Source organism: Amycolatopsis sp. BJA-103 (assembly GCF_002849735.1).
GTDB lineage: Bacteria > Actinomycetota > Actinomycetes > Mycobacteriales > Pseudonocardiaceae > Amycolatopsis.
Window position 1 is genome coordinate 95,026 of the sequence record NZ_CP017780.1, and the last position, 12,898, is coordinate 107,923.

General features: G+C 71.0%; 7 protein-coding genes. 2 read left to right on the forward strand and 5 right to left on the reverse strand.

Features of this window, described 5'->3' with window-relative positions:
* The first annotated feature begins 36 nt into the window (after positions 1 to 36).
* Positions 37 to 3,699 (forward strand): WD40 repeat domain-containing protein, encoded by a 3,663-nt coding sequence (locus BKN51_RS00575; RefSeq protein WP_101605732.1) that lies wholly within the window; start codon positions 37 to 39, stop codon positions 3,697 to 3,699.
* Positions 3,700 to 3,807: 108 nt separating this feature from the next.
* Positions 3,808 to 5,976: an RNA polymerase recycling motor ATPase HelR gene (helR, locus tag BKN51_RS00580; RefSeq protein ID WP_174720378.1), complete on the forward strand. Its 2,169-nt coding sequence runs from the start codon at positions 3,808 to 3,810 to the stop codon at positions 5,974 to 5,976.
* Between the two features lie 84 nt (positions 5,977 to 6,060).
* Here the strand turns inward: helR and BKN51_RS00585 are convergent, their stop codons facing one another.
* Genes BKN51_RS00585 through cbiE form a run of 5 tightly spaced genes read right to left on the reverse strand, consistent with a single transcriptional unit; the run spans position 6,061 to position 12,852 of the window.
* On the reverse strand, positions 6,061 to 9,180 hold the full coding sequence (locus BKN51_RS00585; protein ID WP_101605733.1) for an arabinosyltransferase domain-containing protein: 3,120 nt from the start codon (positions 9,178 to 9,180) through the stop codon (positions 6,061 to 6,063).
* A gap of 33 nt (positions 9,181 to 9,213) precedes the next feature.
* Entirely contained in the window at positions 9,214 to 9,960 is a 747-nt protein-coding gene (locus BKN51_RS00590) for a cobalt-precorrin-6A reductase (RefSeq protein ID WP_168214235.1), read from the reverse strand.
* A complete protein-coding gene (locus BKN51_RS00595; RefSeq protein WP_101605735.1) occupies positions 9,957 to 10,952 on the reverse strand; it encodes a Gfo/Idh/MocA family protein in 996 nt (331 codons plus the stop codon). The genes BKN51_RS00590 and BKN51_RS00595 overlap by 4 nt, the downstream gene beginning before the upstream one ends.
* A complete protein-coding gene (gene cobM / locus BKN51_RS00600) occupies positions 10,949 to 11,710 on the reverse strand; it encodes a precorrin-4 C(11)-methyltransferase (protein ID WP_101605736.1) in 762 nt (253 codons plus the stop codon). The genes BKN51_RS00595 and cobM overlap by 4 nt, the downstream gene beginning before the upstream one ends.
* Positions 11,707 to 12,852 carry a precorrin-6y C5,15-methyltransferase (decarboxylating) subunit CbiE gene (gene cbiE / locus BKN51_RS00605; protein ID WP_101605737.1) on the reverse strand — a complete coding sequence of 382 codons (1,146 nt, stop codon included), beginning with the start codon at positions 12,850 to 12,852 and terminating at the stop codon, positions 11,707 to 11,709. The genes cobM and cbiE overlap by 4 nt, the downstream gene beginning before the upstream one ends.
* Positions 12,853 to 12,898: the final 46 nt, after the last annotated feature.

Below are 12,898 nucleotides of genomic sequence, written 5' to 3' on the forward strand. Positions count from 1 at the left end.
ACCATTCGATAACGCTTCGACGATCAGGGGGGCCTGGTGCCGAGACGCGAGCGCCCGCTGGGGCCGGGTGACGACGTCGTCGTGAGGTTCGCGGCGGATCTTCGCCTGCTCCGGGAGAAGGCGGGCGGGCCGACGTACCGGGACCTCGCCGCTCGCGCGGGCTACTCGGCCGCCGCCCTTTCCGAGGCGGCGGGAGGCCGGAAGCTGCCGGGGCTCGCGGTGACGTCCGCGTACGTCACCGCGTGCGGCGGGGATCTCCCGGCGTGGGAGGACCGCTGGCGCGCCGTCGCCGCCGGGCTCGCCGCGGCCGACGGCGAACGCGACGACACCGAGCTCCCGTATCTGGGCCTGGCCGCGTTCCAGGCGACCGACGCCGACCGGTTCTTCGGCCGTGAGCGGCTGGTCGCCGAGCTGACCGGCAAGCTCGCGGAACGACGGCTCGTCGGCGTCTTCGGCGCCTCGGGTTCGGGAAAATCATCCGTCCTGCGAGCCGGGCTGGCGCCGTCGAGCGAACGCCCTGTCGACCTTCGCACGCCTGGAGCACATCCGCTCGAAGCGGACTGTGCCGTCGCGGGGCGGCTGCTGATCGTCGATCAGTTCGAGGAGCTTTACGCGCTCTGCCACGACGAAGGCGAGCGCACCGCCTTCATCGACGCGCTGCTGGCGCTCGCGAGCGACGAGCACGGGACCCGGGTCGTCCTCGGCGTCCGCGCGGACTTCTACGGTCACCTCTGCCGTCACGCGGGTCTCGTGGAGGCCCTCACCGACGCACAGGTGATGGTCGGCCCGATGACCGCAGACGAACTCCGCACCGCGATCGTCGAACCCGCCGTCCGCGCGGGCTGCCGGGTCGAGGCGGCGCTGGTCACGACGCTCGTCGCCGACGCCACCGGCCAGCCCGCGATGCTCCCGCTGGTCTCGCACGCGCTGCTGGAGACCTGGCGGCGGCGTCAGGGGATCACGCTGACCAGCGCGGCGTACGAGTCGGCGGGCGGGATCCTCAACGCGATCGCGCAGACCGCGGAGGCGGTGTACACGGATCTGGAGCCGGACAGGCAGGCCCTCGTCCGGCAGATCTTCCTGCGGCTGACCGCGCTCGGCGAAGGCACCGAAGACACGAAGCGCCGTCTCAACCGGCGCGAGCTCGACGACGATCCCGCGACGACGGAGGTTCTCGGACGCCTCGCCGACGCGCGCCTGCTGGTTCTCGACCGCGACGGCGTCGAGATCGCCCATGAGGCGCTGATCCGCGGCTGGCCCCGGCTACGCGACTGGCTCGCGGAGGACCGCGAAGGACATCGGCTGCATCGTCAGCTGGCCGAGGCGACCGACCTGTGGGAGTCGCTGGATCGCGACAAGGGCAGCCTCTACCGCGGTACGCGGCTGGGTCTCGCGGCCGAATGGGCGGCCAGGGCGCCGGACGCGTTGAGCACGCGCGAACAGGAGTTCCTCCGGGCCGGACTCGACGCGGAAGCCGAGGAGACCGCTGTCGGCCGCAAACGGACACGGAGGCTGCGCAGGCTTGTCGCGCTCCTCCACGTGCTGCTGATCCTCGCGGTCGTGGCCGTCGTGTACGCCGTCGACGCCGGGAACACCGCGACCGATCAGCGGAACGTGGCGCTCGCGCGCAAGGCCGTCGTCGACGCGAAGACGTTACGGGAGTCGAACCCGGCGTTGTCGACCCAACTCAGCCTCGCCGCGTACCGGCTCGCGCCGATCCAGGAGACCCACGACGGTCTGCTCGCGTCCATGGCGGCGCCGTTCGCCACCAGGATGACCTTCGACCCCGGTGACGTCACCGTCGTGCTGAGCGGGCAGCTCATGGTCACCTCCGACTCCTACCGGGCGACGCAGGTGTGGTCCATCGCCGATTCCCGGCGTCCGGAACTCCTGTCGACGCTGCCCGCTTCGGAAACGATTCGCGGCCCGCTCGCGTTCAGTCGCGACGGACGGGCCCTGGCGACCGCCACCCGGGAGCACGCCGTCCGGCTCTGGGACCTGACCGATCCACGGAATCCGGTGCGGAAGGCGGACGTCGCCGGGCACCGGGAGGCCCTGCTTTCCACCGGTTTCAGCCCGGACGGCCGCCTCCTCGCCACCGGTTCCGCCGACCGCACCGTCCGGCTCACCGACGTCTCCGACCTCGGCGCCCCGAAACCGCTCGGCGGGATCCCGGCCGACGAGCTCGAACGCGCCGTCTTCAGCCCCGACGGCAGGCTGCTGGCGGTCACGAACACGAACTGGACGGCGGAACTCTGGGACGTCACCACCCCGGCCGCGCCGCGACGGCGCTCCGTCCTTTCCGGACACAAGGATCTGCAGCTCACCCCGGCGTGGAGCCCGGACGGCAGACGGCTGATCACCACCAGCTGGGATCGCACGGCCCGGCTCTGGGACGTCGCCGATCCGGCGTCGCCGCGGCCGCTGTCGACGATGACCACCCCGGCCGTGGTCTGGGCGGCCGGGTTCAGCCCGAGCGGCAGGCTGGTGGTGACCGCGGGGGACGACCAGTCCGTGCGCGTGTGGGACGTCACGGGAGCGGCGGCGAAGGAACTGCCGCCGCTGTCCGGGCACACGAACGCCATCTGGTGGACCGGGTTCACCCCGGACGGCAAGACCATCGTGTCCACCAGCGCGGATCGGACCGTCCGGTTGCAGGACCTCGGCGAGCTCGCGCTGGCCTCGAGCGCGGGCTGGAACGTCGGCGCGTTCACCGAGCAGGGGCGGATCCTCGTCACCTCCGGGGACGACGTGCGGCTTTGGACGATGGACGACCTCCGTGCCCCGCGACAGCTCGCGAAACTCCCCGGACCGGCCACGGTCACCGCCGTCGCGCTCAGCCCGGACAAGCGCAGCCTCGCGCTGGCCGCGCACGACGGCGCGGGCGTCGCCGGGACGTTCCTGCTCCAGCGCTGGGACATCAGCGATCCGACGGCGCCGAAGCTGACGGCGTCCACCGAGGTCAAGCCGACGTATTCGCTCGCGTTCAGCCCGGACGGGAAGACGTTCGCCTCCGGCCACGACGACGGGCCGATCCAGCTCTGGGACGTCGGCGATCCCCAGCGGTTCGCCGAGCCGCGGACCCTCCCGGTCGGTGACGGCACGGTGTGGTCGCTCGCGTTCACGCCCGACGGGCGGACGCTCGTGGGCAGCCAAGGTCTCAGCTCGTCCGCGGTGACCTTGTGGGACGTCGCCGATCCGAAGCGGCCGAGTCTGGTGTCGACCCTGCGGCCCGACGCCGGCGCCCTGTTCAAGATGGCGCTCAGTCCCGACGGCCGGACCGTCGCCGCGGGCAGCAGCGACCGGAACGTCTACCTGTGGGACATCGCCGATCGCGCGCACGCCGTGCGGCTGGCGAAACTGGGCGGCAATCCCGAAGGCGTCGGGCATCTCGCGTTCGGCCCGGCGGGGCGGGAACTGGCGGCGTCGGCGTTCCGGACGGTGCGGGTCTGGGACCTCGCCGATCCCCGGAACCCGGTGGAGCGGGCGCAGCTCACCGGGTTCGCCGCGACGGTCAACTCGGTGGCCTACCGGGACGACGGGCAGACGCTCGCGATCGGGAGCAGCGGTGTGCAGCTGTGGCAGACGAACACGGACCGGGTGAGCGAAGAGATCTGCCGGTTGGCGACGCCGAGGATCACCAGGGAGGAGTGGGAGAGGTACTTTCCGGGGCTCGAGTACGCGCCACCGTGCGGATGACCAACTCTCTCCGTAATAAACATATAGCGCATGGGGGGACTTGCCACAAGACCCCGGTCATGCTTCAAACTCACTCGCCGTAGCCGAAACCTGGCGAAATGGGAGTCTGTGTCAACTCAGGGTCATGAAGAAGAGCTGCGGTCCGAACGCGAGTACGTCGCCGGGCTCTACACGCGCTTGGACGCCGAACGCGCGCGGGTGAAGGGGGAGTTCCAGGCCGCGCTGGGGGGAACCGGCGCGACGGCCATGGAACGCGACGTCGAGGTGCGTTCGCTGGCCAGGGAGTCGCGGCGGCTCGACGTCGTGGACAACGGCCTGTGCTTCGGCAGGCTGGACAGCGACGCGGGGGAGACCTTCCACATCGGCCGTATCGGTCTCTTCGACGAGGACAAGGACTACGAACCGGTACTGCTCGACTGGCGGGCACCGGCGGCACGGGCGTTCTACACCGCGACCGCCGCGACACCGGAGAAGATGCGCCGCCGTCGCCAGTTCCACACGCACGGGCGTGCGGTGATCGGGTTCACCGACGAGGTGTTCGGCCGCCCCGGCGGCGACGCGGAAGGCGACGCGGCGCTGCTCGCGGCCGTCAACGCGCCGCGCGGTGAGGGGATGCGCGACATCGTCGCGACCATCCAGGCCGAGCAGGACGAGATCATCCGGCACGAGCACCCCGGTGTGCTGGTGATCGAGGGCGGGCCGGGCACCGGGAAGACCGTGGTCGCGCTGCACCGCGTCGCGTACCTGCTCTACACCCAGCGCGAGCGGATGGAACGCCACGGCGTGCTCGTGGTCGGGCCGAATCCGGCGTTCCTGCACCACATCGGCCGGGTCCTGCCGTCGCTGGGCGAGACCGACGTGGTGTTCATGACCACCGGCGATTTCGTCCCCGGCAAGCACGTCACCGCCGAGGACGGCCCCGAAGTGGTGCGGCTCAAGGGTTCGCTGAAGATGCTGGACGTCCTGGCCGCCGCCGTCGCCGACCGCCAGCGGTTGCCGGAGGAACCGCTGCCGATCGAGCTGTCCGACGTCACCGTCCGGATCGACGCCGAGAACGCGGAGTGGGCCAGGGACGAGGCGCGCAAGAGCGGCCTGCCGCACAACGAAGCGCGGGTGACGTTCACCGACATCGTCACCTACGTCCTGACCGAGCGGGCGATCGCGCGGATCGGCCGCGGCTGGCTGAGCCGGGACGACCGTGACGAATGGGAGCGGCTGCGGAAGGACCTGCTGAAGGAACTGGCGGAGAGCGAGACGTTCACCGCCGCGGTCGACGCGCTCTGGCCGATCCTGACGCCCGAGAGCCTGCTCGGGGCGCTCTACGCGTCCCCGGAACGGCTGACGGCGGCCGGTGCCGACCAGGCGCTGCTGCGCGCCGACGGGGAAGCCTGGACGGTGTCGGACATGCCGCTGCTCGACGAACTCGTCGATCTGCTCGGCCGTGACAAAGCGGCGGAGCAGGCGGCGGAGAAGGCCGTCGAGCGGGAGAAGAAGGCCGAGGCCGAGTACGCCGAAGGTGTGCTCGACACGATGAAGCTGGACCGCGAGGAGATGGACGAGGACGTCCTGCTGTCCGCGGAAAACCTGCTCTTCGCCGACGAACTCGCCGACCGGTTCGTCGAGCACGACACGCGCAGCCTCGTCGAGCGGGCCTCGGCGGACCGGGACTGGACGTACCGGCACGTCGTGGTCGACGAGGCGCAGGAACTGTCCGAAATGGACTGGCGGGTGCTGATGCGGCGCTGCCCCAACCGGTCGTTCACCGTCGTCGGCGATCTGGCGCAACGCCGGTCCGAAGCCGGGGCGCGGTCCTGGGGCGCGATGCTGGAGCCGTACGTGCCGGGCCGCTGGGTCTACCGCTCGCTGACGGTGAACTACCGGACGCCGGCGGAGATCATGGCCGTCGCGGCCTCGGTGCTCGCCGAGTTCGCGCCCGACGTCCGGGCGCCGGAGTCGGTCCGTTCCAACGGTGTCGCGCCGTGGGCGCGGAAGGTCACCGGGGATTCCCTGGCGGGGGCCATCGAGGAGTTCGTCAAGGACGAAGCGGTCCGCGAGGGCACCAGCGTGGTGATCGGGCCGCCGGGGGTGCCGGGCACGGTTCCCGCGTCGGAGACGAAGGGGCTCGAGTTCGACGCGGTCCTGGTGGTGGACCCGGTGCGGATCCTCGCCGACGGACCGCGTGGGGCGGCCGAGCTCTATGTCGCGCTCACCCGGGCCACGCAGCGGCTCGGGGTGCTCTACAGCGATGCTTTGCCGCCGGCGTTGGCCGGGCTCTAGAGAGAGCTGAAGGGGCCCTTCACCGCATCACATGCGGTGAAGGGCCCCTTCGCTGCGTCCTATGCGGGGAAAGGCCCCTTCAGCTCAGCGCGTCGGGTCCTTGCCGTTCGGCTGCCTCGGGCCGGGACCCGGCGACCACCAGCCGGGGACGACCTTCTCGCCGTGGATGATCGTCGGCGCGATCCCCTCGGTGAACGGTTCGACCTGCAGCAGCTGGCCCCACGACTGGCTCGGCTGACCGATCAGGTAGCTGGGCACCTCGGGTTCGGCGGCGACCTCTTCGAGCCAGCCGATCGGACCGCCGTTGGTGCTGGACGCCCAGTTCGCCTCGTCGGCCACGGCGCCCGCGGTGATCCGGTACTCGGGCATCTTCGAGATGCCGTCGTGCGAGGTCACCGGCTGCACGCACGGGTAGACGAACGACGCCGGCCAGTCGACGTACACCGGCTTGCCCGCGATCTTCTCGGTCAGCGTGGTGAACGTCGGCACGCGCGGCGCCGAGGCGGCGATCCAGCCGTCTTCGGTGAGGTCGTTGTCGACGATGTTGATCCGCACGGACGTCGTCTCGGCGGGGAGGTCGCGCAGGTTGATCCGGGTGTCGTTCCAGCCGTTGGTCCCGGCGCCCGGCGGGAGCACGAACTGGCTCCGGACGATCTTCACGCCTTCGCCGGTGTTCACGCCGTAGTCGAGGCTGACCGACGTCGGCCGCCGCGAGGCACCCGCGGTGGCGACCACGATCTGGCCGTCAGCGGGCTTCTCGGCGAGGGCGTACCAATCGCTGCGAAGCCGTCCGGCCCGCGTCTCGGGGTCGAGGAAGCTGCTCCACATCGGCACTTCGTCGGGCTTGAAACCGTGCGGCGGTTCGGCCAGCGGATCCTTGTCGTCGATCGCGCGGGTGTGGAACCCGGTCTGCACGCGGCCGTTGTCCTGTTCCGGATCGGGCAGCGGCGGCGGGGTCTGCCCGGCGGGCGGCTCCTCCTTCTTCACCGGCACCGTCCGCTGTTCGGGCTGGGCCCGCAGGATGCTGGTCGCGGCGTCCCGTTCCACCATCACGTGGTCGGAAAGGTTGCAGCTCTTGCCGGACAGATGCCCGAAGTTCGCGGCGCCGAGGCTGTAGGAACCGGCCTGGTTGTGGATCGCCCAGGCCATGCTGACGAACTCGCCCCCGGCCATCAGGCCACAGACGACCACCAGCGAAAGCGACCCGAGCCGCAGCGACCGGCTCCGGCCTTCTTGCGGCCCGGCGGGCAGCCCGGGCCGGTGCGCGCGGACGTTCTCCACGAACGCGTAGATCCCGGAGATCGCGGCCGCGATGAGCAGGATCGTCGACAGCGGGATCCCGCCGATCGACGGCGCCACCCCGGTCCATTGCACGCCGAGTTTCGAGACGAACCAGAAGGAGTTGGGCCCGGTCGCGGCCAGCGCGCCGACCACGAGCAGCCCGGCGAGGAACGCCGCCCGGTTCCGTCTCGACCGCAGCACCGTCGAACTGGTCGCCAGCGCGGTCAGCGCCGCCATGGCCGCGCCGACGGCGGCGAACGCGCCGAAGTGGTGCGTCCACTTGGTCGGGGTCAAGGCCAGCAGGAGGAAGAAGAGCGCGACCGTGCCGATCAGGCGGCGGCTGGGGCCGAGCGCGGCGCCCGGGATCCGGCCGCGGCGCAGCAGCACCACCAGGCAGGTGCCGGTGCACAGCAACACGAGCAGGACGGGGAAGCGGCGCGGCATCGAGCCGTCCGGCAGGCTTTCGAAGAGCAATTGGTAGCGCGCGAGCTCTTGGAACCACGACAGGTTCGGGCCGACCTGGGTGCGGATCCGGGTCGCCTCCTGCACGGTGGCGAAGGTCTGGTCGGCGAAGACGACGATCAGCACCAGCAGCCCGGCGGCCAGCACCGGCGCGAGCACCGGCAGCCAGCCGTTCTCGGCGCGCTGGCGGACCAGTTTGAACAGCGGGCGCGCGGCGACCAGGAACGGAGCGACCGCGATCAGCCCGGTCGGCGTCGCGGCCAGGGTGAACCCGGCGGCGGTGAGGCCGAGGGCCAGCGGCAGCAGGCGGCGCGTCACGAGCGCGCGCTCCACGGCGCAGATCGCCAGCAGCGAGCCCAGCGCGGCGACCGGTTCCGGCCGGACACCGTTGTTGAACGGCATCCACCAGACCAGGAAGACCGCGGCGGCAGCCCAGCCGGCCGCGCGGCTCGTCCGGACCTGGGTGCCGAGGCGCGGCATGACCTCGCGGCTGATCAACAGCCAGCTCAGCACGCCGAGCACGAACGACGGGAGCCGGATCCACGGCGGCACCGTGCTGACGTGCGCCATCAGCTGGAACACGTGGTAGAACCAGCCGAACGGCGCTTCGGCGACGCCGAACCAGCGGTGGTAGTTGGTCATGTAGCCGGTGTCTTCGGCGACTCTGGACATCGTGAGGATGTAGCCGTCGTCCGAGGTGACCGGGCCGATGAAGACCCACGCGCCGAGCGCGATGATCACCGTCGCGTCGCGGGCGGTCAGCCGCCACCAGCCGACCGGCGCCCAGCGCGGCGCGCGGCGGGCGAACCCGGAGTCCATCCGCCACACCGCGATCAGGCAGCCGATGAACGACAGCGCCGCGATCAGGCCGATGATCCACTTCAGCACCGTCGGCGAGGTCTGGTAGCGGGTGTCCGGGACGACCGAGACGTGCAGCCCGGCGATCGGGTCCTTGCCCGCGTTGATCGACGAGTAGATCCCGACCAGCCGCGGCCGGACGTCGCCCTCGGCGTGGAAGACCACGGTCTCGGCGACGGTCAGCGTCATCTGGTTCGCGTCGGCGACGAGTTTGATGTCGCAGTTGGGAGGAGTCGTCGACTGAGGAGGCAGCGGTTGCTGCACGATCTGCTGGCCCTGACTGGACGCGAGCAGCACGCCGTTGTCGATGCGCAGCTGCAGGCCGACGCCCTTGCCCGCGCGCGGGTCGGTGCGGCCGTCGGGCACGGTCGAGAACAGCAGCGCCTGACCCTGTGAACGCGCGTCCAGCGACCGGACGGTCGTGCACGGCAGATCGACGCGCAGGTCTTGAGCCCAGTACCCGGTCAAGGGCGCGTTGACGGAGCGGGTGTCGCCGCCCGTTGGCCAGACGACCTCCGCTGTGTCCTGCACCACCGGCAGGAAGGGGAAAGCCAGCGCGCACAAGGCGGAAAGCAACCCCAGCGTGACAGCGATCAAACGCATCGGCGCAACGCTAACGGGTCTGGTCCGAACGGCTTACGCAGGGCTGCCCTTGGTCTCGGCGTCGAGCCAGGTTAAGGCGTCCTGAACCGTCGCCACGCTGGCGGTTTCGGGGCGCCACGGCCGCCGGGCGACGACCACGGGGAGGCCGAGTTCGCGGGCCGCGGTGAGCTTCGCGGCGGTCATCGCGCCGCCGCTGTCCTTCGTGACGAGCACCTCGACGCCGTGCCGTTCCATCAGCCCGCGTTCCTTGTCCACCGTGTACGGACCGCGGTCCAGCAGGACTTCGCACCGCCTGGGGAGCCGCACCTCGGGTGGATCGACGCAGCGGATCAGGAACCACAGGTCGTCGAGCCCGGCGAAGGCGGCGAGACCTTGACGGCCGCTGGTGAGGAACACGCGTTCGCCGAGAGCCGGGAGCAGCCGCGCGGCGTGGTCGAGGTCGTCGGCCCAGTGCCACGTGTCGCCGGGCTGTTCGGTCCAGCCAGGCCGGGCGACCCTGAGCAACGGCGTGTTCGTTTCGCGCGCGGCTTCGGCCGCGTTGGCGCCGATGCGTTCGGCGAAGGGGTGGGTGGCGTCGATCAGCGCGGCGACGTCGTTCTCGGCCAGCCAGCGCGCGAGACCTTCCGGGCCGCCGAAGCCGCCGACGCGGACTTCACCGTCCGGCAGTTTCGGACGCGCGACGCGGCCCGCGAGCGACGACACGACGTGTTCGCCGCGCGCCGCCAGCTCCTTCGCCAGCTCGCGTGCTTCGCCGGTGCCGCCCAGGATGAGCACTCTCATCGGGCTACGGCAGCACGCCAGCGTTCGAGGGTGCGCAGGTTGGCGAGCGTCTCCGCCCAGGTGAGTTCGGGCGCTTGACGGTCATCGAGGTGCGTCGCGACGTGGTCGGCTTCGCGGGCGAAGAGGCCCTGCGTCGCCTCGACTTCGATCACCTCGGGTTCCCCGCCTTCCGGCGTGAGGATGATCTGGGAGGTCTTCGGCCTGCGCATTTCGTGGATCCACGCCGGCTTCGGCACGTACAGCTGTCCTTGTGAGCCGTACACGCGGATGTGGTCGTCCTGCGTCAGCTGGAAACCGCAGGCCAGCTGCGCGAGGATCCCGCCCGGCAGCCGCAGCAGGCCGAACGCGACCTCGTCGATGCCGTTCTCGTCGAGCCTCGCCATCCCGAGCACTTCTTCGGGCTCGACGACGTCCTGCCCGGTCGCGGCCTGCGAAACCAGCCGCGAAAGCGAGGTGCAGTAACACCCGACGTCGAAGATCCCGCCACCGCCCAGCGCGGGATCGGTGAGCCGGGGGACGGCGAAGTTGTAGCTGAAGGCGACGTCCACGGCACGGACCTCGCCGATGGCGCCGCAGGAGATCAGCTCGGCCAGCCGCCGGATCTGCGGATGCAGCCGGTACATGAACGCCTCCATGAGGAAGACGTCGTTGACGCGGGCCGCTTCGACGACCTTCTCGGCTTCGCTGACGGACACGGTCAGCGGCTTTTCGCACAGGATGTGCTTGCCCGCCTCGGCCGCGCGGATCGCCCATGCGCCGTGCAGCGGATGCGGCGTCGAGATGTAGACCGCGTCGACGTCCGGATCGGCGAGCAGATCCTCGTAGGAGCCGTAGCATTTCGGGATCTCGAAGCGGCTCGCGAACTCGGCGGCCCGGTCGCCGGACCGCGCGGCGACGGCCTCCAGCACGCCGTGCTTGCTCTCTTCGACGCCCGCCGCGAACTCGGCGGCGATGGTCCCGGCGGCCAGCAGGCCCCAGCGAAGGTTCTTCACAGCGACTCCGGTTGGTTGGCGCGATCACGAGTGGCCGAGTACAGGAAACTGTCGGGAAACCCTTCGGCGGCAAGGACTTTCCCGACGAAGATCATCGCCGCGCGATTGATCCCGGCCTCGCGGGACTGGGCGGCGATGGTGCCGAGAGTCCCGCGCAACACCTGCTCACCGGGCTGACTCGCCAGCGCCACCACCGCCGCGGGGCAGTCCTCTTCATAGAAGGGCAGCAATTCGTCGACTACCTGCTCGATGCGGTTGATCGCCAGATGCAGCGCGAGGGTGGTGCCGGTGCGCGCGAAGTTGGCGAGCGTTTCCCCCGGTGGCATGGCCGTGGAGCGTGCCTGCGCTCGCGTGACGACCAGGCTTTGGCCGACCTCGGGCACGGTGAGTTCGCGGTTGAGCAGCGCGGCCGCGGCGGCGAACGCGGGAACGCCGGGGGTGACGTCGTAGGGGACACCCGCGGCGTCGAGACGGCGCATCTGTTCGGCGACCGCGCTGTAGATCGACGGATCCCCGGAACAGAGCCGCGCGATCTCATGGCCGTTGTGGTGGGCCTCGACCATGCGCTCGACGATCGCGGGCAGGTCGAGGTTCGCGGTGTCGACGAGGTCCGCGTCGTCCGGGCAGTACGCCAAGAGCGCCGTCGGCGTCATGCTGCCGGGGTACAGGCAGGTTCCGCAGCGGGCGAGCAGGTCACGGCCCCGCACGGTGATGAGGTCGGCGGCGCCGGGACCGGCGCCGATGAAGTGCACGGTCAAGGTCTGCTCCGATAGCTCCACTGCGTCACGGCTCGCGCCGGGGTCCAGCCGGTGAATCCGCCCAGCGGCGCGGCCTGTTCGACCCCGACGCGGATCAGCTCGCCGCCGTGTTCGGTGTACGCGCGGGCCAGCGCCTGTTCGGATTCGAGGGTCACGCCGTGCGCGACGATCCGTGCGCCGGTCGCCAGGCAGGCGTCCAGAACACCCGGAACGGTCAACCCGCCGCCAAGGAAGATCGCGTGCGGCTTGGTCAGTCCTTCGAGTGCTTCCGGGGCCGCGCCGATCACCACGTCGAGTTCCGGGACGCCGAGCGTGTCCGCGTTCCGGGCGATCCGGGTCGCTCGCTCCGGGAGGCGTTCGATCGCGATCGCCCGGTTCAGCGGATGCGCCCGGGACCACTCGATCCCGACGCTGCCCGCGCCCGCGCCGACGTCCCACAGCAGTTCGCCGGGCGACGGCGCGAGCCTGGCCAGCGCGGACGCGCGGAGGTCGCGTTTGGTGAGCTGGCCGTCGTGCTCGAAGGCGTCGTCCGGCAGGCCGGTCAGCGGCAGCGCGGGACCGTCGGCCTCGACGGCGAACACGGTCAGCGAGCCGGGGCCGATCCGCTCGTCCGGGCCGCCGAGGTCGGACAGCGCGGTGACGCGGCTCCGTTCGTATCCGCGGGCTTTGAGCAGGTCGAGCAGGTCTTCGGCGTTCGCGCCGAGCACGAGGACCTTCCGGCCCGGCGCCAGCGCCCGGCTCACCCGGCCGATCGCGCGGCCGACGACGGTGACCACCTCGGTCTCCTCCGCCGCCCAGCCGAGCCTCGCGCGGGCGAGCGTCACCGAGGAGAGCGACGGCAGGACCTCGACGTCGTAGCCGCGCCGGAGGAGCGTCGTGCCGATGCCGGACAGGAGGGGGTCGCCGCTGGCCAGCACGCAGACCCGGCCCTTGCCCGCCAGGAAGTCGTCCAGGGCGGGGAGCAGGGGGCTGGGCCACGGCTCGGATTTCACCTCCGAGGGCAGGTACGCGAGTTGCCTCGGCGAGCCCACGACGACGTCCGCGCGCAGCACCGCTTCCCTGGCCTGCCCGGACAGGCCGGACCAGCCGTCGGCCCCGATCCCGACGACCGTCAGGGGTGATTTTTCGCGCACGTTCGTCACCGTAGATGAAGGTTTTCCTATGCGATGATCGGCCGGACGTCGTCGA

Bases quoted from the DNA above. Each gene is read 5' to 3' on its own strand.
- BKN51_RS00585 (WP_101605733.1), bottom strand. From the start codon at position 9,180: ATGCGTTTGATCGCTGTCACGCTGGGGTTGCTTTCCGCCTTGTGCGCG.
- BKN51_RS00590 (WP_168214235.1), bottom strand. From the start codon at position 9,960: ATGAGAGTGCTCATCCTGGGCGGCACCGGCGAAGCACGCGAGCTGGCG.